This is a genomic window from Caulobacter sp. SRI_014 (assembly GCF_057586315.1).
Genome location: NZ_JBYCZQ010000003.1, coordinates 417450 through 442771, shown reverse-complemented (window position 1 = coordinate 442771; position 25322 = coordinate 417450). Strand labels below are relative to the sequence as shown.

Below are 25322 nucleotides of genomic sequence, written 5' to 3'. Positions count from 1 at the left end.
CCGCGTCGCCCGTGAGGGCCGGTGCGCGGGGCGAGAGAGGGGACATACCCGGGATTGGAATTTGCCTTTAGTCGGCCCGCAGCCGCGCCAGGCCGGCGCGCAGGTAGCCGGCGACGGTGACCAGGGTGAGCAGGGCCGAGACCCCGACCAGCCAGCCGCCGATGTCGGTCGACTGGACCGGGCCGATGGGGAAGCCGGGGGCGGCGAGGAGGGCGAGGCCGGTGAACTGGGCGGCGATCTTGGCGGCCTCGAGTTTCGAGCCCCCGACGCGGGCGTCCGGGCCGAGGGCCTCGTTGAGGGTGGCGACGACGAAGCAGCGGCCGGCGAGGATGGCGGCGGCCGCGGCCACCCAGCCGTCGAGGGCGCCGGCGACGGCGAGGCCCAGCACCATGACGAAGGTGAGGAGCCGGTCGCCGACGAGGTCGAGCATGGCGCCGAGGCGGGAGGTCTCGTTGAGACGGCGGGCGACCTGGCCGTCGACGACATCGAGCAGGCCGGCGGCGAGGTAGACGGCGACGGCCGGCCAGCCGGCGTTGGCAGTCAGCAGCCAGAACAGCGGCGCGATCAGGGCGATGCGGAACAGGGTGATGGCGTTCGAGATCATTCTCGCAACGTCGCTCATCGGGGATGGGGCGGCAATCGCGGTCGTTCAAGCTCTCCGCCCTCTGGGCGGAGGACCGCTTTCGAGCCTTCAAGCGAGAAAGCAGGAGGCGGGCCCACCGGCGTTTGAAGGTTTGCGTGTCACCTTGGATGCTGGCGCGCTCGGACACAGCGCACGGCCGCCGGTGGAAGTCCCGCCTCCTGCTCTGTCGCTCGCGCTCCAGAGCGGTCCTCCGCCCCAAGGGCGGAGAGCTTGATCTCGCTGCGGCGTCTGACACGGAAACTTCGCAGCCCCGTCTCTTGACTCCCCAAGGCCCTCCACCTACTTCCCCGCCACCGTTGGCACTCACGGGAGAGGACTGCTAACAGCGGTCGCTCCCCTGCCTGCGAACACACAAATGCAGTCATCGATTGGAGAGCATCCGATGAAATTTCGCCCCCTTGGCGACCGCGTCCTGGTGAAGCGCGTCGAAGAAGAATCCAAGACCAAAGGTGGGATCATCATCCCCGACACCGCCAAGGAAAAGCCGCAGGAAGGCGAAGTCGTCGCCGTCGGCCCCGGCGCGCGTGATGACAGCGGCAAGGTCCAGCCCCTGGAACTGAAGGCCGGCGACAAGATCCTGTTCGGCAAGTGGTCGGGCACCGAGGTCAAGGTCGACGGTGAAGACCTGATCATCATGAAGGAAAGCGACGTCCTGGGCGTCCTGCAGGCCTAAGCGCCCGCTTCTTCCTTCCCTCCAATTTCCTACTGAAAGAAGGCAACCATCATGGCCGCCAAAGACGTCTATTTCTCCTCCGACGCCCGTGACCGCATGCTGCGCGGCGTCAACATCCTCGCCAACGCGGTGAAGGTGACCCTCGGCCCCAAGGGCCGCAACGTCGTGATCGAAAAGTCCTTCGGCGCCCCGCGCTCGACCAAGGACGGCGTCTCGGTCGCCAAGGAAATCGAACTGAGCGATCGCTTCGAGAACCTCGGCGCCCAGATGATCCGCGAAGTCGCGTCGAAGACCAACGACAAGGCCGGTGACGGCACCACCACCGCCACGGTGCTGGCCCAGGCCATCGTCGTCGAAGGCCTGAAGTCGGTCGCCGCCGGCATGAACCCGATGGATCTGAAGCGCGGCATCGACAAGGCCGTCGCCAAGGTCATCGCGGAGATCAAGTCGACCTCCAAGAAGGTCTCGGCCAACAGCGAAATCGCCCAGGTCGGCACCATCTCGGCCAACGGCGACAACGAAGTCGGCGAGATGATCGCCCGCGCCATGGAAAAGGTCGGCAACGAAGGCGTCATCACGGTTGAAGAAGCCAAGACCGCCGAGACCGAGCTCGACGTCGTCGAAGGCATGCAGTTCGACCGCGGCTACCTGTCGCCCTACTTCATTACCAACGCCGACAAGATGGAAGTCGTGCTCGAAGAGCCGATGATCCTGCTGTTCGAAAAGAAGCTGTCGGGCCTCCAGCCCCTGCTTCCGGTCCTGGAAGCCGTGGTCCAGTCGGGTCGTCCCCTGCTGATCATCGCAGAGGACATCGAAGGCGAAGCGCTTGCCACCCTGGTGGTCAACAAGCTGCGCGGCGGCCTGCGCGTCGCCGCCGTCAAGGCTCCGGGCTTCGGCGACCGCCGCAAGGCCATGCTGGAAGACATCGCCGTCCTGACCGGCGGTGAAGTGATCAGCGAAGACCTGGGCATCAAGCTCGAGAACGTCACCCTCGAAATGCTCGGCAAGGCCAAGAAGGTCACCATCACCAAGGACGACACCACCATCGTGGACGGCGTCGGCGGCAAGGACGGCATCGAAGCCCGCATCGGCCAGATCAAGAAGCAGATCGAGGACACCACCTCGGACTACGACAAGGAAAAGCTGCAAGAGCGTCTGGCCAAGCTGGCCGGCGGTGTTGCGGTCATCCGCGTCGGCGGTTCGACCGAAGTCGAAGTGAAGGAAAAGAAGGACCGCGTCGATGACGCCCTCAACGCGACCCGCGCGGCCGTGGAAGAAGGCATCGTCCCCGGTGGCGGCGTGGCCCTGCTGAAGGCCTCGAAGATCCTCGCGGGCATGGAAGGCGACAACGCCGACCAGACGCAAGGCATCGCCATCGTCCGTCGCGCCCTGCAGGCCCCGATCCGTCAGATCGCCGAAAACGCCGGCGTCGAAGGCTCGATCGTGGTCGGCAAGATCCTCGACAGCGACTCGGCCACCTTCGGCTTCAACGCCCAGACCGAGCAGTACGTCGACCTGGTCGCCGACGGCGTCATCGACCCGGCCAAGGTTGTGCGTACCGCTCTGCAGGACGCCGCTTCGGTGGCCGGCCTGATGATCACCACCGAAGCCGCCATCGTCGAGGCGCCGAAGAAGGCGGCCGGCGGCGGCGCTGGTGGCGGCATGCCCGGCGGCATGGGCGGCATGGGCGACATGGACTTCTAAGAAGTCCATAAAGTCGCCCATCACTTTGGGTGCTCGGATCGGCCAAGCCGATCCGAGTGGCGACATGGACTTCTAGTCCACGTCACTCAGCTACGAGTATGGGAAGGGCGGGATCGAAAGGTCCCGCCCTTTCTCTTGGGTCCTGCAGACGGCCTCACGCACCGCCGTCATCCTAGGCCTTGTGCCTAGGACCCATGGTCAGGCGGCCTGCGAACATTTGCCATGGAGGCGCGGCCGCGCCTCCACCCCACGGTTCGTGCAGGCGGACAAATGGGTCCTAGGCACAAGGCCTAGGATGACGAGGGTTGGGGAAGGCGCTGTTCCTCTATCCCCTGGCGGCGGCGATGGCCGACGAGCCGCCTCGCGTCGAGAGCCAGATGAGGGCTTCGGTCACGGCGCCGATCAGCCCGTCGAGCGGTGTGTGGGCCCCCGGCGCGCCGGCCTCGGCGAAGCTGAGGTGTTCCAGCTCCTCGACCTCGATTTCGGCGATGACCCGGGCAAGTTCCGGGTCGCGGTCGGCCAGCCAGCGCTTCTGGTCGATGAGGTGGCGGTGAACGGTGCGTTCGACCGCCGCCGTGCAGGTCATGATCGCCGAACGGCCCATCAGGCCGGTGGCCAGGCCGAGCAGGCCGCCGCCGAGGGACCACAGGCCCATCAGCCGGCAGGGCCGGGCGGCGCGGGCCGGCATCAGGGCGCGGAAGGCGGCGCGGTGGCGGATCTCATGGGTGAGGATATCGCGCAGGGGCGCGACCAGGTCGGGGGCGGTGAGGCGGGCCATGGCGATCTGGCCGCGGTAGATGGCGACGGCGCCATGTTCGCCGCCGTGGTTGACCCGCAGGATGCCGGCGATGATCCGCTCGGGGCTCAAGCGAACACCTCGTTCACGCGCGGGGCCGGGCGGCGGTAGCTGAACTTCCAGGTCGCCAGCCCCGCGACGATACCGGCGACGCCGATGACGGCCGGAAGCTCCATTGACCTGCCCCCGGTCAGGAGGAAGGCGACGAGGAAGGTGGAAGCTCCGACCCAGGTCATCCCGGTCATGGGGCCGCGCAGGCGCAGGGCATGCAGGACCGCCCAGCCGCCGGCCCCGACGGTGAAGGCCCCGATCATCCAGACGATGAAGATCGGGATGCTCAGAAACAGGCCGCCGGCGATGGTCCGCAGGAGGGTTCCCGGGATGCTGAGCGGCTCTTCAGCCGTCACGATGACCATGCCGAGGAAGCCGAGAAGGGTAACCACCGTGCCGGTGGCGCTGCCGACGACGAGCCCGAGCGTGGCCCGCCCGAGGCTGGTTTCCTGCCGTTCGTCATAGAACCACATCGGCGCCTCCTGTAAATAAGGAATGACTTAATTACCTAAACACCGTGTTTGCAAGCGTTTAATTTATCGCTTAAATAAGTGGTGATGCAGCGAGTCTTCGAAGCCCTCTCCTCGACCGTCCGGCGGAAGATCCTCGCCTATCTGGCGCATGCCGATCTGACGGCGGGGGAGATCGCCTCGCGGTTCTCGATCTCCAAGCCGGCGGTGTCGCAGCACCTCAGCGTGCTGGAGGCGGCGGGTCTGGTGAGCAGCGAGAAGAAGGGCCAGTTCGTGCACTACAGCCTGGTGCGCGAGAGCCTGGTCAACACCCTGAACGACTACGTCCAGGAGGTCTGTCCGGTGTCGCGGCCGCTGAAGGCCGAGAGCGCGGCGCTGGCCGGCAAGCCCAAGCCTGAAACCTGACGCCGCCGTTGCGCCCCGCCGGGGCCGCACTTTCGCCGCCGACGCGCCGGCCAATGGCAGGGTCGGGAGGAACGCCATGCTGCGGATTGCTATCGCCTGCCTGTTGCTGATCGCCGCGCCGGCGGTGGCGGCGGACGCCCCGCTGTCGCCTCAGGCCCAGGCCCTGATCGCGCCGGTCAAGGAAGCGCTCGATGCCGAGCGGGCCCGGCAGGCGGCGCTGCCGCCGGCGGCCAACGATTCCGAGACGCTGGTGCGCATGGGGGCGATGGACCAGGTTGGCCGGCGGGTGCTGACCAGGATCGACCTGACGGCCTTGCCGCCGGCCGAAATCCCTGCCGCCCGCAAGGCCATGTGGGCGCCGATCGAGGCGGCGGACGCGGAGAACCTCAAGGCGCTGTTGAAGATGGTGCCGGCCGAGGGATGGTTCCTGAAGAGCCGCTATGGCGACAAGGCGGCGGACGCAGCCTTCCACATCATCCAGCACAGCGATGTCGCGCAATGGAAGCGGTTCGTGCCGGTGCTGGAGCCGCTGGTCGTCACCGGCGAGGTCGACGGGCAGTCGTTCGGGCTGATGTACGACCGGCTGGCGATCAACGAGGGCCGGCCGCAGCGCTATGGCTCACAGATGACGTGCGAGGCGGGGAAGTGGGTCCCCGACAAGCTTGAGGACCCGGCGCGGGTCGAGGAATGGCGCAAGGCGATGGGGTTCCCGCAGACGTTCGCGGAATACCTGGAGCACTGGAAGACGTATCCGCCTTGCACGTGAGGGCCACGGGCGTCTTGTGAGTTCGCCTCTGGGCGTCCTTCTCCCCTCGCGGGAGAAGGTGGCGCGAAGCGCCGGATGAGGGGGCTCCCGGGTCTTTCAGCTTCGAAGCGACGGTAAGGCCGGGCTGTGTCGAAGGCCGGTGCGACCCCTCACCCGACCCCTTCGGGGCCACCCTCTCCCACAAGGGGAGAGGGGAGACCTGAGGCGAAACCTTCTAGTGCCGGGCCGGGATCGGCTGGGTGTATTCCCCGGCGGCCGCCGCCTGTTCAGCGAACTGCTTCTTGCGGGGGCCCAGGTAGCCGAACAGGAAGGCCGCCACTTTGCGGATCTGGATCTCTTCGCTGCCTTCGGTGATCCGGTAGCGGCGGTGGTGGCGGTAGATGTGCTCGAAGGCCTTGTGGCGGCTGTAGCCCATGCCGCCGTGGACCTGCATGGCCCGGTCGGCGGCCTCGCAGCAGAGGCGGTTGCCCCAGTAGTTGCACATCGAGACCTTGTCGGAGAGCTCCTTCTCGATCTGCTTGTGCTCCATGTGATCCATCTGCCAGGCGGTCTGGCGGATCAGCAGGCGCAGCATCTCGCACTGGGTGGCCAGCTCGACGAGGGGGAACTGGATGGCCTGGTTGTCGCTCAGCGGCTTGCCGAACGGCTTGCGCTGGCGGGCGTACTTCACACTTTCTTCGATGCAGTAGACGGCGGCGCCGAGCGAGGAGGCCGCCTGGCGGATGCGGTTCTGGTGGACGAAGGACTGGCCCAGACCCAGGCCCCGGTCGATCTGGCCCCAGTAGCTGTCTTCCGGAATCCAGCAGTCGAAGCTGATGCGCGGGTGGTCGGTGGGCATGTTGAAGGTCCACATCCACTCTTCGATCTTGATGTGCTCGCGGGGCACGATGAAGCAGGTGATGCCGGTGGCGTCGCCGTCCTTGCCCGAGGTGCGGGCGAAGACCATGACGTGGCTGACCACGTGCATGCCGGTGGTCCACATCTTCTCGCCCTTGATGCGCCAGCCGGGCTTGCCGTCCTTCTCTTCGCGCGTCCCGGTCGATTCCATGAAGGTGGCGTCGGAGCCGTGGTTGGGCTCGGTCAGGCCGAAGGCCGTGCGCATCGTGCCGTTCAGCACCTTTTCGCCGTCCCGGGCCATCTGCTCGGGGGTGGCGAACTCCTTGAACATCAGGATGAAGGGGTTGTTGCCGACGATGCTGTGTTCGGTCTGCAGGTCGTTGAACAGGCCCAGGCCCTTGGCGGCCAGGTGCTCGCGGATCACCGCCATGTCGAGGTTGGTGCCGGCCTTGCCGCCCATGTCCTTGGGCCAGGCGTAGCGCAGGTGGCCGGCCTCGTCGGCGGCGCGGCGGCATTCGGCCAGCAGCTCTTCCCACTCCTTGCGGGGCAGGCCGTTGTTGTCCCAGTCGGTGCGGGCGTGCTCGCGGCGATGATCGAAGAAGCGCTCGTTGTCGTCGCGGGCCTGGATCGGGTTGATCTTCTCCTCGATGAACCGGTCCAGCTCGGCGAGATAGTCGACGAGATGTTGGGGGAGGTTGAAATCCATGGCGCTCGTCCCGATGTGATTGTTATTGGCCGCCACTATGCGCCGCTTGACGCGCGCGGCAACCGTGACCCGGCGTAAGGCCCGCGACAAAAGATTTTGCGGGTCGGCCAAAAAAACCGCTTGCACGATTATAGGTTATCGTTGATATCTAAGCAGTGCTTAGTTCACGTCGCGTCGTTCGGTGGGGATACCGGACGACAGACCAGCGGCGGGTTCGAAGGCAAAAAGTCTAACTCGATCCAAGCGTAGCGTTTCCTCACCTCAAGCGCCCTGGAGGGCCTCCACATGAAATTCCAAGTCCTCGCGGCTGCCGCCGCCCTGTCGCTCGCCTTCGCCGGCACGTCGTTCGCCGCTGACGGCAAGATCGTCGTCTCGCTGAAGACCCCCGTCGCCGCCAAGACCAAGGTCGTCGCCGGCGGCGCCGTCTGGAACTGCGAAGGCGCCACCTGCGTCGCCGCCGCCGCTCCGGCCCGCACCGACACCACCAAGGGCTGCAAGGCCCTGAGCAAGGAAGTCGGCGAAGTCGTCTCCTTCGGCTCGCTGGGCAGCGACGACCTGGCCAAGTGCGGCGCGGTCTCGGCCACGACCCGTTCGGTCGCCTCGAACAAGTAAGAATTACCCCGCTCGGGCGGTCTCACCCACCGCCCGGCATTTCCTCGAGCAAACTCGACCTTGCGAATGGTCAAGGGGCGGCTGGTTCATCCGGCCGCCCCTTTTCTCTTTGTGGACCTGGGACTAGGAGATCGGCGCATGACCACGACACGCCTCGCCATCCTGCTCGAAGACGCCCTGACCGCCGCCGCCGCCGCCGACCGGCCGGTGCTGCCGGTGTCGCTGGCCGTCGATTACGGGGCCAGCGGCGAGGGCCAGCCGGCGGTGACCGCCGAGGTCGACCGCTCGACCAAGAGCCTGGTGTTCGTCAGCGCCCGCGCCACCTGGCCGGACGGGCGAGTCGCCGGCGGCGGGCAGGGCATCTTTCGGGTCATCTCCTAACCATCGTCATCCCGGACGGCCGCAGGCCGATCCGGGACCCAGGGGCCTCATCCCCGCGATCAGCGGCTGCGATACCAGCGCACGGCCCTTCCTGGGTCCCGGCTCTCCCCCCGGCTTTCGCCGGGGTGCGGCCGGGATGACGGAGAGGGGGAAGGGCTTACCCTGCGTGAGCGGCCGAAAGGGTCGAATTTCCCCGTCGCGCAACCTTATTTCCCCACGACATTGCGATGCACAACGCCCCGTGCTATCAGGCGCCCGGCTTCGGGCAGGCGGTTCGTAACGACCCCCTCGCCCACGTGCTTTTCTCAAGCGCTTTCAAGCCTTTAGGATCGTGGTGAGGGTAACCTTGCTGACGACGGACAGAACGCACCGGACGGACCAAATTGGCGGACGACAGCAAGACCAACGATGTGGGCGATCGATACGCCCAGGCCCTGTTCGACCTGGCCATGGACAACAACGCCCTGAAGGCCGTCGAGGCCGACATGGAAACCCTCTCGCGCGCGCTCGCCGAGAGCAAGGACCTCAAGCGCCTCGTCGAATCGCCGGCCTTTACCGCCGAAGACAAGGGCAAGGGCCTGGTGGCGGTCGCCGCCAAGTCCAAGGTCAACATGCTGACCGCCAAGTTCCTGGGTCTGCTGGCCGCCAACGGCCGGGCCCGTGACCTGGCCCTCGTGATCAACGCCTTCCGCAACCTGGCCGCCGCCCATCGCGGCGCGGTCACCGCCGAAGTCGTCTCCGCCCTTCCGCTCACGCCTGCCCAGTCGAAAGGGATCGCCGCGGCGCTCCGTCAGTCGCTGGGCAAGGAACCGGAAATCTCCACCCGCGTGGATCCCGCCCTTCTGGGTGGGCTCAAGGTCCGCGTGGGCTCTCGTCTGTTCGATGCTTCGCTGAAGTCGAAGCTCGACTCCCTGAAATTCGCCCTGAAGAGAGCGTAACGTTATGGACATCCGCGCCGCCGAGATTTCGGCCATCCTCAAGTCGCAGATCGCCGGTTTCGGCGAAGAAGCCGATGTCTCCGACGTCGGCTCGGTTCTGTCCGTTGGTGACGGTATCGCCCGCGTCTACGGTCTGGATAACGTCCAGGCCGGCGAAATGGTCGAGTTCCCCTCGGCCGGCGTGAAGGGCATGGCCCTGAACCTCGAGCGCGACAACGTCGGGATCGTGATCTTCGGCGCCGACAGCCAGATCAAGGAAGGCGACGAAGTCCGTCGTCTCGGCGAGATCGTGGACGTGCCGGTCGGCAAGGGCCTGCTGGGCCGCGTCGTCAACCCGCTGGGCGAGCCGATCGACGGCAAGGGCCCGATCGTCTCGACCGAGCGTCGCCGCGTGGACGTCAAGGCTCCGGGCATCATCCCGCGCAAGTCGGTGCACGAGCCCGTGCAGACCGGCCTGAAGGCCATCGACGCCCTGATCCCGATCGGCCGCGGCCAGCGCGAACTGATCATCGGTGACCGTCAGACCGGCAAGACCGCCGTCGCCATCGACGCCATCCTGAACCAGAAGGCCGCCAACGCCGGCGACGACGAGAGCGCCAAGCTCTACTGCATCTACGTCGCCATCGGCCAGAAGCGCTCGACCGTCGCCCAGATCGTCAAGACCCTCGAAGAGTCCGGCGCCCTGGAATACACCATCGTCGTCGCCGCCACGGCTTCCGAGCCGGCCCCGCTGCAGTTCCTGGCCCCGTTCGCCGGCTGCGCCATGGGCGAGTACTTCCGCGACAACGGCATGCACGGCCTGATCATCTATGACGATCTTTCCAAGCAGGCCGTGGCCTACCGCCAGATGTCCCTGCTGCTGCGCCGTCCGCCGGGCCGCGAAGCCTATCCGGGCGACGTCTTCTACCTGCACAGCCGCCTGCTCGAGCGCGCCGCCAAGCTGAACGAAGACAACGGTTCGGGCTCGCTGACCGCCCTGCCGGTCATCGAAACCCAAGCCAACGACGTCTCGGCCTACATCCCGACCAACGTGATTTCGATCACCGACGGCCAGATCTTCCTGGAAACCGACCTGTTCTTCCAGGGCATCCGCCCCGCCGTGAACGTCGGTATCTCGGTGTCGCGCGTCGGTTCCTCGGCCCAGATCAAGGCGATGAAGACCGTCGCCGGTCCGATCAAGGGCGAGCTGGCCCAGTACCGTGAAATGGCCGCCTTCGCGAAGTTCGGTTCGGACCTCGACGCCGCCACCCAGCGCCAGCTGGCGCGTGGTGAGCGCCTGACCGAGCTGCTCAAGCAGCCCCAGTACGCCCCGCAGTCGGTCGAAGAGCAGGTCTGCGTGATCTACGCCGGCACCCGTGGCTACCTCGACGGTATCGCCACCGCCGACGTCGGCCGCTTCGAAGCCGAGTTCCTGAGCCGCCTGCACAGCAAGCACCAGGACCTGCTGGACGCCATCCGCACGACCAAGGCGCTCTCGAGCGACCTGGAAGACAAGCTGAAGGCCGCCCTGGCCGACTTCACCGCGACCTTCGCTTAAGTCGGCTGACCAGGAGAGAGTAGCCCTCGATGGCCAGCCTCAAGGAAATGCGCAATCGGATCTCGAGCGTGAAAGCCACGCAGAAGATCACGAAAGCCATGCAGATGGTCGCCGCGGCCAAGCTGCGCCGCAGCCAGGACGCCGCCCAGAACGCGCGCCCCTACGCCGAGCGCATGGCTTCGGTCATCGCCAACCTGTCGGCGGGGGTGTCCGGTGACGGCGCGCCCAAGCTGCTGGCCGGCACGGGCAGCGATCGCCGCCACCTGGTGGTCGTCGCCGCCGCCGACCGTGGTCTGGCGGGTGGTTTCACCTCGTCCATCGTCCGCGCCGCCCGCGAGCGGATCAGCAAGCTGATCGCCGAAGGCAAGGACGTGAAGATCATCACGATCGGCAAGAAGGCGCTGCCGCCGCTGCGCCGGCTCTATCCCGAGCGGATCATCGAGAGCTACGACCTGTCGGCGACACGCACCCTGACCCTGTCGGTCGCCGCCCCCATCGCCGAGCGGATCATCGAGATCTACGAAGCGGGCGAGACCGACGTCGTCACCCTGTTCTACAGCCGCTTCAAGTCGGTGGTCAGCCAGACCCCGACCGCCCAGCAGCTGATCCCCGCGCAGGTGTCCGGCGGCGGCGCTCCCGCCGATCTGGGCGGCGCGGCCTACGAATACGAGCCGAGCGAGGAAGCCATCCTCGAGACCCTGCTGCCGCGCAACATCACGGTGCAGATCCTCTCGTCGCTGCTCGAGAACATGGCCGGCTTCTACGCCAGCCAGATGACGGCCATGGACAACGCCACGCGCAACGCCGGCGACATGATCCGGGCCCTCAACATCCAATACAACCGAACCCGCCAGGCGCAGATCACCAAGGAGCTGATCGAGATCATCTCCGGCGCCGAAGCCCTCTGACCGAATTAAGACCGCACGGAAGACCAAGACATGGCCACCGCCCCCAAGAAGCCCGCCGCCCCCAAGGCTGCTAAAGCCGCCGCCGCCCCGAAGGCCGCTGCCGCGCCGAAGGCTGCCGCTGCCGCCAAGGCTCCCGCCGCCAAGAAGGCCGCCGCCCCCAAGGCTGCGGCTCCCAAGGCCGTCGGCGGCGCCGGCAAGGCCGCCCAGATCTCCTTCGCCGCCGCCACCGGCCGCGTCTCCCAGGTCATCGGCGCCGTCGTCGACGTCGAGTTCACCGGCGCCCTGCCGGCGATCATGAACGCCCTGGAAACCGAAAACCGCGACCAGCGCACCGGCGAAACCTTCCGCCTGGTCCTGGAAGTCGCCCAGCACCTGGGTGAAAACTCGGTCCGCTGCATCTCGATGGACACCACCGAGGGCCTGACCCGCGGTCAGCCGGTCATCGACACCGGCGCCGGCATCCGCGTTCCGGTCGGTCCGGGCACGCTGGGCCGCATCATGAACGTCATCGGCGAGCCGATCGACGAGGCCGGCCCGATCCAGTCGGACATCTACAACGTCATTCACCGCGAAGCCCCGAGCTTCGAGGAGCAGTCGACCTCGGCCGAAGTGCTGGTCACGGGCATCAAGGTCATCGACCTGATGTGCCCCTACACCAAGGGCGGCAAGATCGGCCTGTTTGGCGGCGCCGGCGTCGGCAAGACCGTGACCATGCAGGAACTGATCAACAACATCGCCAAGGCTTACGGCGGTTACTCGGTTCTGGCCGGCGTCGGTGAACGCACCCGCGAAGGCAACGACCTGTATCACGAGATGATCGAGTCCAACGTCAACGTGGACCCGAAGAAGAACAACGGCTCGACCGAAGGCTCCAAGTGCGCCCTGGTCTACGGCCAGATGAACGAGCCCCCCGGCGCCCGCGCCCGGGTGGCCCTGACCGGCCTGACGCAAGCGGAATACTTCCGTGACGTGGAAGGCAAGGACGTGCTGCTGTTCGTCGACAACATCTTCCGTTTCACGCAAGCCGGCGCCGAAGTGTCGGCTCTGCTGGGCCGCATCCCCTCGGCCGTGGGTTACCAGCCCACCCTGGCCACCGAGATGGGCAACCTGCAGGAGCGCATCACCTCGACCAACAAGGGTTCGATCACCTCGGTACAGGCCATCTACGTTCCCGCCGACGACCTGACCGACCCGGCGCCCGCCGCTTCGTTCGCCCACCTGGACGCGACGACCGTGCTGAGCCGCGACATCGCCGCCCAGGCCATCTTCCCGGCCGTCGACCCGCTCGACAGCACCAGCCGGATCATGGACCCGCTGGTCATCGGTGAAGAGCACTACCGCGTCGCCCGCCAGACCCAGGAAATCCTGCAGCAGTACAAGCAGCTGAAGGACATCATCGCCATCCTGGGCATGGACGAGCTGTCGGAAGAGGACAAGCTGACCGTGGCCCGCGCCCGCAAGATCCAGCGCTTCCTCAGCCAGCCGTTCTTCGTGGCCGAGCAGTTCACCAACACGCCCGGCGCCTTCGTCGAGCTGAAGGACACCATCCGCTCGTTCAAGGCCATCTGCGAAGGTGAATACGACCACTTGCCGGAAGGCGCCTTCTACATGGTCGGCCCGATCGAAGAAGCCGTGGCCAAGGCCGAAAAGATGGCTCAAGAGGCCTAAGCCTGATGGAAGACGACGACATCGCCGCGGGTTACTGCTGTGACGACATGGAGACCTGCCTGTCGGCGGGTCCCGACGCGGCGCTGTTCGAACACGACAGCGGTCTGATCCTGCTCAACGCGGGCAAGACCGAGCAGGACGGGGAAGAGGGCAACCTCCTCATCTCCGTCCAGTTCTGTCCCTTCTGCGGCACCGAGCTGCAGACGGACGAAGATATCGACGCCGCGCTGGAGGCGGTGGACTGATGGCCGACAAGCTGCATTTCTCCCTGGTCGCCCCCGAGCGCGAAGTCTTCGCCGGCGAAGTCGACCGCGTCGACGCCCCCGGCATCGAAGGCGACTTCGGCGTCCTGGCCGGCCACGCGCCGTTCATGACCGCCCTGCGCGAAGGCAAGATCACCGTGGTCAACGGGTCGACCACCCGGGTGTTCGACGTCCATGGCGGCTTCGCCGACGTCACCCCGGCCGGCCTGACGATCCTGGCCGAACACGCCGTGGAAGCCGCCTAAACTATTACCGGCGTCATTTTTTCGCCGGGATTCAATCGTTGGCAGGTTGCGAGGGATCGCAAGGCGGTCTTTGATGCCGCCGCCTAATGTTCAAGAGGGTTGAAGTCCGATGCGTGTCGCCATCCTGTCCCTGCTCGCTGCGAGCGCACTGACCACCGCCGTGGTCGCCCAGGAAGCCGCGGCCCCCGCGCCGACCCCGGCCCCGGCCGCCGCGGACCCTGCCGCCCCGCCGGCCCCCGCGTCCGAAGCCGTCCCGGCTCCGCAAGCCGGCCCGCCGGCTCCGCCGCCCGCGCCCGAACCCCCGCCGCCTCCGCCCCCGCCGCCGGCCGCGCCGACCGAGGCGACCTCGGTGGTGTTCAACGACCTGATCAAGAAGGTCTGCTTCCCGCTGGTCCAGGGCGGCGACATCAACAAGCTGGCCCCGGCCTACGGGTTCAAGCTGAAGAAGCGCGACATGATCTGGGAAAAGACCTGGGCCCCGGGCCTGAAGGTTACCCTGCGCGACCAGGGCGTGAACAGGAACGTCTGCAACATCTCGGTCCAGCACACGATCAACGGCCTCGAGGCCACGATCACCGACCTGCACAACTGGGCCGTCTACAATGGCTGGACGCTGGAAGATAACGCCAAGCGCACCACCGACATGGAGCGCACCAACCGCAAGTGGTCGCATGTGACCGCCGACAACAAGCGCGAAGACATTGTGCTGATCACCGTCCGCAAGGTCGGCGGGACGCCGGTCAACAGCAAGTACGACCAGACCGACATCCTCTACGCCATCACGCCGTAAGGCGTTGAAGGGCCGGCGGGACGACCCGCCGGCCGCCTTCTCACTCGGGACGGCCCGGCTTCATAAGGAAAACTCCTATGGCCTGGATCATCCTCGTAATCGCCGGACTGTTCGAGACCGGCTGGGCCGTTGGCCTGAAATACACCGAAGGCTTCACCCGCCTGTGGCCGACCGTCTGGACGGCCATCGCCCTCGTCATCTCCATGGCCCTGCTCGGCTGGTCGGTGAAGACCCTGCCGCTGGGCACCGCCTATGCGGTCTGGACCGGCATCGGCGCGGTCGGGACGGTGATCGTCGGCATCATCCTGTTCAAGGAACCGGCCACCGTGGCGCGGCTGGTCTGCGTCGGCCTGATCGTCGCCGGAATCGTGGGCCTGAAGATTTTCTCAGGCCCCACGACCTGACCGCTTGAAGCGGGGGCGGCCCCGTCCGACAGTCGAGCCAAGACGCCGGACGGGACCACCATGACCATCTCCAGAAGCCTGGCGCTCGTCGCAGCCCTCAGTCTCGCTCTGGCCGCGCCGGCCCTGTCGGCGCCCAAGGGGACGATGAACGAGGAAATCCGCCAGGTGCGGGAGGTCCGCGCCCTGGCCCTGTCCCCGTCCGGCGGCCAGGTGGCGGCCGTGATCAGCGACAGCACCGCCGACGGCGGCAAGACCCACATCTGGCTGCTGCCCGCCGATGGCGGCGAGGGCCGCCAGCTCACCCGCTCGCCGGCCGACAAGGATGGCGGCGAGGACAGTCCCGCCTGGTCACCCGACGGCCGCTGGCTCTATTTCACGGCCAGCCGGTCCGACAGTCGCCGTTTGATGCGCCTGCCGCTCGACGGGGGTGAGGCCCTGGCCTTCCGCCTGGCCCGCAAGGGCGGCAAGCTCAGCGCCGCCTGGGCGGCGAAGGTGGACGGCGATGAGCTGTCGGTCGGCGCCGTCGCCGTCTCGCCCGATGGCCAATGGCTGGCGGTCACCGCCGCCGATAACGAGGACCCCAGGGTCGAGGAGGCCAGGGACCGCAAGGACGACGCCCGCCGCGTCGGCTTTGACCACCGGAAGACCCGCCTCTATCTGGTCTCCAGCGACGGCAGGACGGCGCGGGAGGTCGAGCTGCCGCTCGACGCCGGCACACCGGTCTGGACGCCGGACTCGCGGCGCATGACCGTGGTGGTCGATCCCGAGAGCGACGACCTCGGCCCCGCCTCGCAGGGCTGGATCGTGACGGTCGAAGGGTCGCCGCGCCGCATCGAGGGCCTGCCGCCCAGCGTCGGGGCCGTGCGGTTGACCGGCGCGGCGGATGGCGTCGTCTACCTGGCCCAATGTCAGGACGACACCCCGCCCGGATGCTCCGACCTCTATGTCCGCGAGAGCGAAGGGTCGGCGACGCGCAACCTGACGCGGGGTCTGAAGGGCTCGCTGGTCGGTGACTTCACCCTGACCCGCGACGGCCGCTCAGCGGTGATGCTGGTCGATGTCGGGGTGCGGCAGAGGGTCGGAGTCATTTCCCTGACCAGCGGCGAGATCGCCTGGGTCGACACCGGCCAGCCGGTGACCAGTGGCCTGGCGTCCAACCCCGGCCAGAGCGGCTGGACCTTCCAGACCGCCTCCAGCGTCCAGCCGAACACGCCCTTTGTCGTAAAGGCGTTGGGCGACAAGCCGGTCCGGCTGACCACCCCGCCCCTGGTTCCGGCCGGCTGGAAGCCGGTTCAGAGCAGGCTGATCAGCTGGCAGAGCGACGGCCTGACCATCGAGGGGCTGCTCTACCTGCCGCCGAATGCGCCCAAAGACGGCAGAGAGGGCAAGGTCCCCCTCATCGTCAACGTCCACGGCGGGCCGGCCGGCACCTTCCTCGACAACAACTCCAACCTCGTGAACCTGCTGGTCAGCCAGGGCTGGGCGGTGCTGCAGCCCAATCCCCGGGGCGGCACCTCCTACGGGACCGCCTTCCTGGCCGCCAACAAGAACGACATGGGCGGCGGCGACTATCGCGACATCATGGCCGGGGTCGATGCGGTGCTCCGCGACTATCCCGTCGATGAGAAGCGGATGGCCCTGATCGGCTACAGCTACGGCGGCGAGATGGCCGGCTTCGTGGCCGGCCGCACCGACCGCTTCAAGGCCCTGGTCAGCGGCGCGCCGGTCATCGACCAGTTCAGCGAGTACGGCACTGAGGACTCGAGCTGGTACGACCGCTGGTACTACGGCAAACCCTGGCGGAACTTCGAGGACGCCTGGCGCCAGAGCCCGCTGTCGACGGCCCACAAGGTCAAGACGCCCTTCCTGCTGCTGCAGGGCGAGGAGGACATCACCGATCCGCCCGGCCAGAGCTGGGAGATGTACCGCGCCCTGCGCCAGGAGGGCGTGCCGGTCGAGCTGATCCTCTATCCTCGCGCCAACCACAGCGTGCTGGGCGGCGCCTTCAGCGGCCGGGTCAGCCGCGAGCCCTGGCAGGGGGTCGATCTGCGGCGGCGAATGATCAACTTCATCCAGGGCGCCTTCGATGGCGAGAAGGTCCCGAAAGCGGAATAGGGGCGGAGTAACCCCCTTTCGGAGGTTTTCGGTCCCGGCGGCGGGCGACAAAGTGGGCGCAACCGGAGCACCGCCACCATGTCCCGTCTGCTGCTTCTCGCCGCCGCCCTGCTGGCCGCCCTGTCCTTCGCCGCGCCGGTCACGGCTCAGGGCGATAGCCCCGGCGCTCTTGTCGAGGCCGTCCAGGCCTGCCGGCGGTTCGTCGATGACGGCGCGACCGCCGCGGCCGCCTTCTCCGGCACGCGGCTGGCCAGCGCGCCGACCCACGCCGCCCTGCAGGGGGCCTTCCTCAAGGATGTCCGCGACACGGCCTGGTACAGCCGCACTCTGGCGCCGGGCGTGATCCGGGTGGCGGCCAGCCGTTCGGTCAACAACTGCAAGATTTTCCTGCTGGGCCAGCCAGGCAAGGCCGCGATCGACAAGGTCGCCGCCGAGGGTTTCTCCGGCTGGCGTGAAATGGCGTCCGATCAGGCCACCCGGTTCTTCTATCGCCGGCGCGCTGACGACAACCTGGCGGTGGCCAGCCTGCACCTGGGTCCGGAAGCTGTCAGCCAGGAGCAGATCGGGGCGCTGGTCGACGTCTACGTCATGCCGTCGTCGAAGTAGGGGAGGCAGCCCCCGGTTTTGGGGCTGACGGCCGTCGGCAAGAGGCGCTTTGTCGGGCTCGCTTCAAGGGAGTGCGCCATGCGTTCGTTGATCCTCGCCGCCGTCATCGCCTGCCTCGCCCTGCCGGCTGCCGCGCAGACGCCGGTCGATGACCTGACCGGCTTCAACCAGGCGGTTACGGCCTGCCGGATCATCGTCGAGGGGGGCAGCACGGCCACCGCCAAGGGCAAGGGGGGACTGGTCGATGGCCCACCCGATCCGCCGGCCCTGCAGAGCTTCTTCTTCAAGGACGCGACCCGGGTCGATTGGTGGCGCCGGCCGGTGACGGCGGGCCGGGTGCATGTCGGCTACGACCCGGCCAAGAACCAGTGCCGCGTCTTCCTGATGGCCACCCCGCGCCGCGACGCGATTCAGCGGACGTTGTCGGCGCTTCCGGCGGACTGGTTCGTCTATGAGGAAGGCAAGACCTCGGTGCGGCGGCGGGACGACGGCACCCTGACGGTCGCGACCATCCTGCCGGGCGACGAGAGCAAGGGTATCGGGCCCACGACCCTCTCGGCCATGGCCCACGTCTGGCACAATACCGCCAGGTAGCGGGCTGGCTTCGTCACGCGGCTTTCGACAGCTTGCCGTCCAGCCAGCCGAGGCAGCGGGCGGCGACAGCCTCCCAGCCGGGCTCGCCCGGCAGCCAGTGGCTCATCTCATCGAACACCACAGTCTCGCCGCCCATCCGCTGGGCGGTCTGGCGGACGGTGGCGGCCGGGTGGATGACATCCTTGCCGCCGGCGATGGCCAACACCGGCAGGCCGGGTTTGCTTGAGACCTGGGTGGTCATGAACGGGTCAAGCCACCAGTTCAGGGTCTCCCACAGGGCCCGGCCACTTTCCGGGACCATGCGGGCGAAGGCGGCGTCACGGTAGGCCTTGCTCGTGCGGTCGAGGCTGTAGCTATGGGCCAGGCCGCGGTCCGGGGCGATGGCCTGAAGCCAGAAAGGGCCCAGGGCATAGAGGCTGACGGCGCTCGCGCCTTCTTCCATGGTCGAGCCATAGACCCCCCAGGGGGCCGAGGGGGCCAGCAGGATCAGGGCCGACAGCCGGGCCTTTCTGGCGGCCATCTGGGCGACGAGGCCGCCCATGGAGTGGCCGACCAGGACCGGCGGCGCCTCGCAGGACGCGCAGACCGCGGCGACGTGGTCTGCATAGTCGCTCATCGACTTGCCCGCCGGGTCGGTCCCTGGGACGTGCCCCGGCAGGTCGGGAGTCAGGACGACATGGCCGGCCGCCTCGAAGGCGGTACGGAAGTCATCCCAGATCCAGCCGCCGCAGAAGGCGCCGTGGACCATGACGATCGGCGGTTTGGCGTGGCTCAAGATTTCGGCTTCGCGGCTGGTTTCCTGGCCGCCGGCTTCTTGGCCGCCGGTTTTTTGGCGGGCGCCTTGGCCTTGGCCGCCGGCTTGGCCGCGACGGCCTTCGGCGCAGACGCCTTCCTGGCGGCCGGCTTGGTCGTGGCCTCAGCCTTCGGCTTGGCGGCCTTTTTGGCCGGAGCCTTGGCGGGCGCCGGCTCGGCGACCATCGGAGCAGGGGCCGCCTTCGCCGCCGGTTTGGCTTTCGCGGGCGCCTTGGCCTTGGCCGGAGCGGCCTTCCTGGCGGCCGGAGCCTTCTTGGGCGCGGCCGCCTTCACGGCGGGCGGATCGGCGTTCAGGCCCTTGGTCGCCAGCCAGGCGGCGATGTCGGCGATGACCTGGTCGGCGCCCGGCTCGTCGATGATCCAGTGGGCGTTGTTGGGGTATTCCAGATAGTCGCCGCCGACCCGGCCGTACTTGGCCCCGACCAGCCGCACGTCGGCGATCGGGGTAGCCCGGTCCTTGGCCCCGCCGACGGTCAGCACCGGCACGGTGACCTTGCGCTCGTCGATGACAGCCATGCCGTGCTCATCCTTGGCCGGATAGGCCAGGTCGTTGTAGACGCCGCCGCTGTCGTAGACGGCGGTTGCATAGATCTCCGCATGCCGCGCGGCCGGCACGCGGTTGAGCACGCCCCATTTGAAGCCGGTCGGCCAGATCTTGTGGGGCTTGGTCTCGGGTTTTCCCGCGAACAGGATGTTGCCGAAGGTCACGGCCTGGGCGAGCGCGCTGCCGCTGCGGGCGTCGGCCGGCGAGGCGGGGGTCAGCAGGATGGCGGCCCGGCCGACGCCGCGCTCGGCCAGCTTCTGGGCGATCAGCGCCCCCATCGAATGGCCCATCAGCACCGGCGGCTGGCCGGTCTCGGCCTCCAGCTGGCGGGCCTGGGCCTCCATGGCGTCGACATAGTCCTTGAGGCGCAGCGACGGCAGGTCGGCCGGCGGCTTGCTGACCGTGCGCTTGTCCGGGAACAGGGTCGGGGTCTCGACCCGCCATCCCAGGGCGCGGAAGGCCGGCGCAAAGCGGTCCCAGGCCTGGCCCGTACAGCCCACGCCATGGATCATCAGGATCGCACCACTCATCGCCGTCCCCGCATATTGTCTGAAGGCTTGCGCCACCTGCTCATAGGCGGCGCGCTTGAACGGTACGATTAGGCCCGGGGCCTCGTCGAGTCGACCCCAGCGCCAATCGTCGAACTCGGGCGTTCCGTGGGCATCCAGCCGGACCTCCTTGTCCTTGCCGGTGAACCGCATGGCGAACCACACCTGCTTCTGGCCGGTCCAGCCCTTGGTGAACTTCGAGCCCCGCGCGTAGTGGGGGAAGTCATAGGTGATCCATCCCTCGGTGCGGCCGAGGATCTTGACCGAGGTGACGCCGGTTTCCTCCTCCAGCTCACGCCTTGCGGCGGCCTCGAAGTCCTCGCCAGGATCGATGCCCCCCTGCGGGAACTGCCAGCGGTGCAGGGTGTCCGTATTGGCGCGACGGCCCAGCCAGACACGGCCGTCGCGGTTGAAGAGGACGACCCCGACGTTGGGGCGATGCTTGGGAAACGAGTCGGTCACCGAACCATCTTAGGTCCGGGCGCCCGGGCGGCGAACCGCAAACACTTCGCCTAGCGTCCGGAGAGCAGCGCAGATGCCGGTGCGAGCTGAAATCCGCGGCTTTCCAGCGAGCGGGTCCAGACGGCGGCGCTTTCCAGCGTCACCGGATAGGCGAAGCCCGAGCCCAGGGCCTGGCCGTTGGAGCGGGCGGCGGCCTCGAGGGCGGAGAACTGGCGGGCGATGGCTTCGGCCGACAGGTCGCCGTCGACGATGCGGTCGGCGGTGGCGCGCGGCGGGCCCATGCCCTTTCGGGCGCCCAGGCCGTCGTCGATGAAGGCGACGCCGCGCTGCTTGAGCACGCCCGTAAAGCTGTTCATCGCCGGCCCAGAGGCCAGGAAGCGGCCGCCCTGGTAGTTGGTCAGGCCGAAATAGCCGCTGGCGCGCGACAGCACCCACTCGGTCTTCTTGGCGATCTCGCCCGGCGCGCCGCCGGCCAGCAGGGTGTAGGGGCCGGGGTCGTTCTGCGGGTAGTCGGTCGGCTCCATCGGGGTTTCCAGGAGCACCTCGTGACCGTGGGCGCGGGCCAGGTCGATCCAGCCCTGCAGGCCCTCGGCATACGGCGCGAAGGACAGGGTGACCTCGGGCGGCAGCAGTTCAATGGCGCGGCGGGTGTAGGCGGGGTTCAGCCCCATGCCGCCGACGATCAGGGCCACCTTGGGCTTGCCGTTGGGCGTGAAGGGGCGGGCGTAGGCCTGCCAGGGCTTCTGGCCGTTGCCGCCGATGACCGGCAGCAGGGCGCCGCCGGGGCCGGGCGCGGTCAGGCCGGCGATCGGCGCCTGGGGCAGGGCCGAGCCGCCGCCGGTGGCGATCATCGGGCCGCCGACGCCTTCGAGACGGCCGCCCTCGGGCAGGGTGATGACGGCCGAGCCGCCGATCATGCCGTTGTCGGCCAGATCGATGGGCTCGTCCGACAGGGTCATCTCGTCGGTGGTGATGGTCGGGCTCTCGCTCTCGTCGGCGAGGGCTTCCTTCCAGCCGGGGACGTCGGAGCCGGCCTGGGCCGCATGGGCGAGCGACAGGCGCACGACCGGGGCGCCGGCCTTGGCGTCGCCCATCACCATGATCAGGGTGATCAGGGTCAGCAGGAACAGCAGTCCCGCCCCGCCGGCGCTGAGCCATGGATTGGCCGCCACCCGCAGCGCGATGGCCCGCGCCTGTCCGCCACGGCTGACGGTCGGGGCGGGCGGGGTGTGCGGAATCTGCGGCTTGCGCGAGAACATGGGCGGACGGCGCCGGGGCTACTTGAAGGGTCCGCCGAAGATGCCCGGGTATGGTTAATGAACCATGGAATTTCCCTCTCCCGACAAGCGGGAGAGGGGCGCTTCGCTCTATTTCTTGGGTGTCGGCTTCGGAGCGACCGAAGCCACCTTCGGCGCGGGCGCCGGCAGCTTGGGCGTGGCCTGGACCGAGCCGAATTTCAGGACCTCGATGGCGCGGGCCAGCTGGAAGTCCTTCTTCTCGTCGAAAGTCAGCGGCGGGGCCTCGGCCGGGGTGTGAGCCTCGCGGCGCACCTTGCCCTCTTCGGCGTTCAGCGAGTTGCGCAGGGAGGCTTCGCTGAACTGGAAGGAGCGGTTGGCGATCAGTTCGGCCTGCTCGCGGGTGGCGGCGACCTCGAGGTCCGGCTCGATGCCGGTCTTCTGAATCGAGCGGCCGGCCGGCGTGTAGTAGCGCGCGGTGGTCAGCTTGACCGCCCCGTCGCCCTGGCCGGGCAGGGCGATGACCGACTGCACCGAGCCCTTGCCGAAGCTGGTCAGGCCGACCAGTTCGGCCCGCTTGCGGTCCTGCAGGGCGCCGGCGACGATCTCGGCGGCGCTGGCCGAGCCGTTGTCGACCAGCACCACGACCGGCAGGCCGTTGAGCAGGTCGCCGGCCTGGGCGTTGTAGCGCTCGATGTCCTTCGGGTCCCGGCCGCGCTGGCTGACCACCTCGCCGCCGTCGAGGAAGATGTCGGCCACGCCGACCGCCTGGTCGAGCAGACCGCCCGGATTGCGGCGCAGGTCGAAGACCAGGCCCTTCATCTTCGGGTTGGCCTTCTGCAGGGCCTTGATCGCCGCCACCGTTTCCTCGGTGGCGTTCTCGTTGAAGCTCGACAGACGGACGTAGCCGTACTCGCCCTCCATGCGGGAGGTGACGACCTTCTGCTTGATCACTTCACGGACGAGCGTCACGTCGAAGGGATCGGACTTCTCGCGGGCGATCGACAGTACGACCTTCTCACCTGGCTTGCCGCGCATCTGCTTGACCGCTTCGCTCACCGGCATGCCCAGCACGCTCTCGCCGTTGACGGCGGTGATGAAGTCGCCGGGCTTCAGGCCGGCGCGGTCGGCGGGGGTGTTGTCCATCGGCGAGACGATCTTGACGACCCCGTCCTCGCTGGTGATCTCGATGCCCAGCCCGCCGTATTCGCCGCGGGTGGTCTCCTGCATGTCGGTAAAGGCGTCCCCGTTCAGGTAGCCCGAGTGCGGATCGAGCGACGAGAGCATGCCCTCCATGGCCGCCTCGATCAGCTTCTTCTCATCGACCTCGACGACGTACTGCTTCTCGGTCATCTCCAGCACGTTGCCGAAGACTTCCAGCATCCGGTAGGTCTCGGACTTGGGCCGGGCCGTCGCCTGGGCCTGCTGGCTGATGTAGGCCATGGTTCCGGCGCCGAGGGCGAAGGCGCAGGCGCCGATCAGAAGATGCTTCTTGAACATGACCAACCTTAAAGGGCTCCAATGCGGCGCCTTGAGGGCCGCGATACGCAACAAAACTATCCCCGACAAACGGGAATATATCTCTTAACGCGCCGACAGCCAGCGAGCCGGATCCATCGGGGCCCCATCGCGCCGGAGCTCAAGATACAGCTCCGAGCTCCCCGGCGCACTTGCGGCCATGCGTCCCACCGGCTGGCCCGCCGTTACCGGGGTTCCGGCGGCGACGGTGGCCTGGTCGAGACCCGCCAGCACCAGATGGAAGCCGGTCGAGGTCCTGAGGATCAGAATGACCCCCCAGCCGGTCACCGGCCCAGCGAATTCAACCCGCCCTTGAACCGGACTGACCACCTCGCCGCCCGACGGCGCACGCAGCCACAGGCCCGGCGAGCTCGGCGCCGAATAACCGCGCACCACCTGGCCGGCGACCGGGCGGCGCAGTTGCCCTGGGCCCTCGCCCGAGGCCCGGCGGGGGAAGCTGTCGACCAGGGTCCCCGGCGAGCCCAGCTCGCGGCCCGCGGCCCTGGCGGTGTTGGGATAGCGGGCCTCGATGTCCTGTTGCTGGGCGAGCAGCCGTTCGAGGTCGCCACGCCGGCCGGCCAGGTGGCTTTCGGCGGTGAACAGGCTGGCGCTGGCCCCGGCCGCCTGGCGGCGCAGGTTGGAGATTTCCCGGGCCTCGTTGGCGTAGCCCTTGGCCCGGCGTTCGAGCTCGGGGGTCATGGCCCGCATCAGGATGGCGGCGCGCACGGCGTCGCGGGCGTCGTCAGGCCGGACAAGCAGGGCCGGCGGCGGGTCGCGGCGGAACAGGGTGAGCGCCGCCAGAAGGCTGCCGAGGCGCGAGCGCTCGCGGCCCATCTGCGCGGTCAGGGCCGTCTCGCGAGCGTTGAGCAGAGACAGGCGCTCACGGGCGGCGTCGACGTCGCGGCCGCCCTGGGCCTGGCTGGAGGCGATGCGGCGCAGCTCTTCGCGCAGGGCGGCGATCTCCTGGCGGGCGGCGTCCTGGCTCTCGGGGCTGCCCGGGCCGATGATCAGCATCGCACGGGCGGAGGGCGCGTCGGCCGGCTCCTGCGCCACGCTGGCGGCGGCCAGGGCGGAGAGTCCGAGAATGGTGGCTAGGGCGAGGGGGCGCATTCGCTTCCTGTATAGCGAATTCTTCGTCCGCCGGGTGAGCTTTAGTCGCGGTGATACGGGCTGCCGGCCAGGATGGTCACCGCCCGATAGACCTGTTCGGCCAGCATCATCCGGGCCATGGCGTGGGGCCAGGTCTGGGGGCCGAAGGCGAGGGTTTCGTTGGCGGCCTGGAGGATGCCCGGGTCCAGCCCGTCCGCCCCGCCGATGATCAGGACCAGCCGCCGCGTCCCACCGTCGCGCAGGGTCTCGACCCGGCCGGCGAAGGCGCGGCTGGTCCAGGCCTTGCCGTGCTCGTCGCAGGCTATGACGTGGGCGTCCTTGAGGTGGGGGATCAGGACTTCGGCCTCGGCGGCCTTGCCGGGTTTGCGGGCCTCGACCTCGAGGATCTCGACCGGACCCAGACCCAGCGCCCGGCCACTGGCCGTCGCGCGCTGGGCGTAGTCAGCGGCCAGGGCGGCCGCCGGGTCTCGCCCCAGCCGCCCGACCGTCAGCAGGGTGACCTTCAGTTGGCCGCCTTGATGTGGTTGGAATCGACCGACCAGATCTTCTCGATGTTGTAGAAGGTGCGGACTTCCGGACGGAACAGGTGGACCACGACGTCACCGGCGTCGATCAGCACCCAGTCACAGTGCGGCAGGCCTTCGACCCGGGCGCGGCCGTGGCCGTTGTCCTTCAGCGTGCGCAGCACGTGATCGGCCAGCGCGCCGACATGGCGGTGCGAACGGCCGGACGCCACGATCATGGAATCCGCCATCGGGCTTTTGCCCTTCAGGTCGATGAGGACAATCTCTTGAGCCTTATCGTCGTCCAGCCTGGACAGGATCAGCTCTTCGAGCGAGCCCGGACGGGGCTCCTCGGTGGAGGCCGGGATGACGGCTTCCTGCGCCTGGGGCGCCAACTCGCGGTTCAGCGGAGTGCTCCTTGTTCTCTCGCTACAAAAAGCAGCCATAGCAGGTTTTACGCGATCCGTCAGGCCAGTG

At 68.0% G+C, this 25322-nt stretch carries 27 protein-coding genes and 2 pseudogenes; 17 read left to right on the top strand and 12 right to left on the bottom strand.

The features are described 5' to 3' along the window. Positions 1-67 precede the first annotated feature (67 nt). A complete protein-coding gene (locus AC2YG9_RS10730) occupies positions 68-604 on the bottom strand; it encodes a CDP-alcohol phosphatidyltransferase family protein (RefSeq protein ID WP_487297957.1) in 537 nt (178 codons plus the stop codon). A gap of 421 nt (positions 605-1025) precedes the next feature. Here AC2YG9_RS10730 and groES point away from each other — a divergent pair, with 421 nt between their 5' ends. After that, positions 1026-1316: a co-chaperone GroES gene (groES, locus tag AC2YG9_RS10725; protein ID WP_271066481.1), complete on the top strand. Its 291-nt coding sequence runs from the start codon at positions 1026-1028 to the stop codon at positions 1314-1316. A 51-nt stretch (positions 1317-1367) separates the two neighbouring features. Then, a complete protein-coding gene (groL, locus tag AC2YG9_RS10720) occupies positions 1368-3020 on the top strand; it encodes a chaperonin GroEL (protein WP_487297956.1) in 1653 nt (550 codons plus the stop codon). 325 nt (positions 3021-3345) lie between these two features. Here the strand turns inward: groL and AC2YG9_RS10715 are convergent, their stop codons facing one another. Further along, positions 3346-3888 carry a demethoxyubiquinone hydroxylase family protein gene (locus AC2YG9_RS10715; RefSeq protein ID WP_487297955.1) on the bottom strand — a complete coding sequence of 181 codons (543 nt, stop codon included), beginning with the start codon at positions 3886-3888 and terminating at the stop codon, positions 3346-3348. Further along, complete coding sequence (locus AC2YG9_RS10710; protein WP_487297954.1) at positions 3885-4340, bottom strand: hypothetical protein; 456 nt, start codon at positions 4338-4340, stop codon at positions 3885-3887. Before AC2YG9_RS10710 ends, AC2YG9_RS10715 begins: the two co-directional genes overlap by 4 nt. Positions 4341-4424: 84 nt before the next feature. Between AC2YG9_RS10710 and AC2YG9_RS10705 the strand changes: the two genes are divergently transcribed. Both AC2YG9_RS10705 and AC2YG9_RS10700 read left to right on the top strand, forming a co-directional pair. Then, positions 4425-4742, top strand: coding sequence for a metalloregulator ArsR/SmtB family transcription factor (locus AC2YG9_RS10705; RefSeq protein WP_487297953.1), 318 nt, complete (start codon positions 4425-4427; stop codon positions 4740-4742). Between the two features lie 76 nt (positions 4743-4818). Then, entirely contained in the window at positions 4819-5508 is a 690-nt protein-coding gene (locus AC2YG9_RS10700; protein WP_487297952.1) for a DUF6624 domain-containing protein, read from the top strand. A gap of 214 nt (positions 5509-5722) precedes the next feature. Here AC2YG9_RS10700 and AC2YG9_RS10695 read toward each other — a convergent pair whose 3' ends face one another. Continuing rightward, positions 5723-7051, bottom strand: coding sequence for an acyl-CoA dehydrogenase family protein (locus tag AC2YG9_RS10695; protein WP_487297951.1), 1329 nt, complete (start codon positions 7049-7051; stop codon positions 5723-5725). Positions 7052-7336: 285 nt separating this feature from the next. On the opposite strand from AC2YG9_RS10695, the gene AC2YG9_RS10690 reads away from it, so the two are divergent. The 13 genes from AC2YG9_RS10690 (at position 7337) to AC2YG9_RS10630 (ending at position 18112) form a co-directional block, all read left to right on the top strand. After that, positions 7337-7663, top strand: coding sequence for a DUF8200 family protein (locus AC2YG9_RS10690; RefSeq protein ID WP_487297950.1), 327 nt, complete (start codon positions 7337-7339; stop codon positions 7661-7663). Positions 7664-7801: 138 nt separating this feature from the next. After that, a complete protein-coding gene (locus AC2YG9_RS10685) occupies positions 7802-8044 on the top strand; it encodes a hypothetical protein (RefSeq protein WP_487297949.1) in 243 nt (80 codons plus the stop codon). A 383-nt stretch (positions 8045-8427) separates the two neighbouring features. Then, positions 8428-8982, top strand: coding sequence for a F0F1 ATP synthase subunit delta (locus AC2YG9_RS10680; RefSeq protein ID WP_487297948.1), 555 nt, complete (start codon positions 8428-8430; stop codon positions 8980-8982). Between the two features lie 4 nt (positions 8983-8986). Continuing rightward, positions 8987-10519, top strand: a complete 1533-nt coding sequence (gene atpA / locus AC2YG9_RS10675; RefSeq protein ID WP_487297947.1) for a F0F1 ATP synthase subunit alpha — start codon at positions 8987-8989, stop codon at positions 10517-10519. 29 nt (positions 10520-10548) lie between these two features. Then, the gene (locus AC2YG9_RS10670; protein ID WP_487297946.1) at positions 10549-11427 is read left to right on the top strand and encodes a F0F1 ATP synthase subunit gamma; all 879 of its coding nucleotides are present in this window, start codon (positions 10549-10551) and stop codon (positions 11425-11427) included. Between the two features lie 30 nt (positions 11428-11457). Beyond that, positions 11458-13095, top strand: a complete 1638-nt coding sequence (gene atpD, locus AC2YG9_RS10665; protein ID WP_487297945.1) for a F0F1 ATP synthase subunit beta — start codon at positions 11458-11460, stop codon at positions 13093-13095. Positions 13096-13100: 5 nt separating this feature from the next. Next, entirely contained in the window at positions 13101-13340 is a 240-nt protein-coding gene (locus AC2YG9_RS10660; protein WP_487297944.1) for a hypothetical protein, read from the top strand. Beyond that, complete coding sequence (locus AC2YG9_RS10655; protein WP_487297943.1) at positions 13340-13603, top strand: ATP synthase F1 subunit epsilon; 264 nt, start codon at positions 13340-13342, stop codon at positions 13601-13603. The genes AC2YG9_RS10660 and AC2YG9_RS10655 overlap by 1 nt, the downstream gene beginning before the upstream one ends. 109 nt (positions 13604-13712) lie before the next feature. Next, complete coding sequence (locus AC2YG9_RS10650) at positions 13713-14393, top strand: hypothetical protein (protein ID WP_487297942.1); 681 nt, start codon at positions 13713-13715, stop codon at positions 14391-14393. 77 nt (positions 14394-14470) lie between these two features. Continuing rightward, entirely contained in the window at positions 14471-14797 is a 327-nt protein-coding gene (gene sugE / locus AC2YG9_RS10645) for a quaternary ammonium compound efflux SMR transporter SugE (protein ID WP_487297941.1), read from the top strand. Positions 14798-14857: 60 nt separating this feature from the next. Continuing rightward, the gene (locus tag AC2YG9_RS10640; RefSeq protein ID WP_487297940.1) at positions 14858-16912 is read left to right on the top strand and encodes a S9 family peptidase; all 2055 of its coding nucleotides are present in this window, start codon (positions 14858-14860) and stop codon (positions 16910-16912) included. A gap of 78 nt (positions 16913-16990) precedes the next feature. Next, positions 16991-17518, top strand: a complete 528-nt coding sequence (locus AC2YG9_RS10635) for a hypothetical protein (RefSeq protein ID WP_487297939.1) — start codon at positions 16991-16993, stop codon at positions 17516-17518. A 78-nt stretch (positions 17519-17596) separates the two neighbouring features. Continuing rightward, positions 17597-18112: a hypothetical protein gene (locus tag AC2YG9_RS10630; protein ID WP_487297938.1), complete on the top strand. Its 516-nt coding sequence runs from the start codon at positions 17597-17599 to the stop codon at positions 18110-18112. Between the two features lie 13 nt (positions 18113-18125). Here AC2YG9_RS10630 and AC2YG9_RS10625 read toward each other — a convergent pair whose 3' ends face one another. The 8 genes and pseudogenes from AC2YG9_RS10625 to rsfS form a co-directional block, all read right to left on the bottom strand. Continuing rightward, positions 18126-18887 carry an alpha/beta hydrolase gene (locus AC2YG9_RS10625; RefSeq protein ID WP_487297937.1) on the bottom strand — a complete coding sequence of 254 codons (762 nt, stop codon included), beginning with the start codon at positions 18885-18887 and terminating at the stop codon, positions 18126-18128. Continuing rightward, positions 18884-19984: pseudogene (locus AC2YG9_RS10620) on the bottom strand (alpha/beta hydrolase); the annotation flags it as partial. The gene AC2YG9_RS10625 and the pseudogene AC2YG9_RS10620, both read right to left, overlap by 4 nt. A 24-nt stretch (positions 19985-20008) precedes the next feature. Further along, positions 20009-20479 (bottom strand): annotated as a pseudogene (locus tag AC2YG9_RS10615) (RNA pyrophosphohydrolase); the annotation flags it as partial. 50 nt (positions 20480-20529) lie between these two features. Then, positions 20530-21738, bottom strand: a complete 1209-nt coding sequence (locus AC2YG9_RS10610; RefSeq protein WP_487297936.1) for a divergent polysaccharide deacetylase family protein — start codon at positions 21736-21738, stop codon at positions 20530-20532. Positions 21739-21846: 108 nt separating this feature from the next. Continuing rightward, the gene (locus AC2YG9_RS10605; protein WP_487297935.1) at positions 21847-23214 is read right to left on the bottom strand and encodes a S41 family peptidase; all 1368 of its coding nucleotides are present in this window, start codon (positions 23212-23214) and stop codon (positions 21847-21849) included. 84 nt (positions 23215-23298) lie between these two features. Further along, positions 23299-24342: a murein hydrolase activator EnvC family protein gene (locus tag AC2YG9_RS10600; protein WP_487297934.1), complete on the bottom strand. Its 1044-nt coding sequence runs from the start codon at positions 24340-24342 to the stop codon at positions 23299-23301. A 41-nt stretch (positions 24343-24383) separates the two neighbouring features. Beyond that, entirely contained in the window at positions 24384-24848 is a 465-nt protein-coding gene (gene rlmH / locus AC2YG9_RS10595; RefSeq protein ID WP_487297991.1) for a 23S rRNA (pseudouridine(1915)-N(3))-methyltransferase RlmH, read from the bottom strand. Then, on the bottom strand, positions 24845-25291 hold the full coding sequence (gene rsfS / locus AC2YG9_RS10590) for a ribosome silencing factor (protein ID WP_487297933.1): 447 nt from the start codon (positions 25289-25291) through the stop codon (positions 24845-24847). Before rsfS ends, rlmH begins: the two co-directional genes overlap by 4 nt. Positions 25292-25322: the final 31 nt, after the last annotated feature.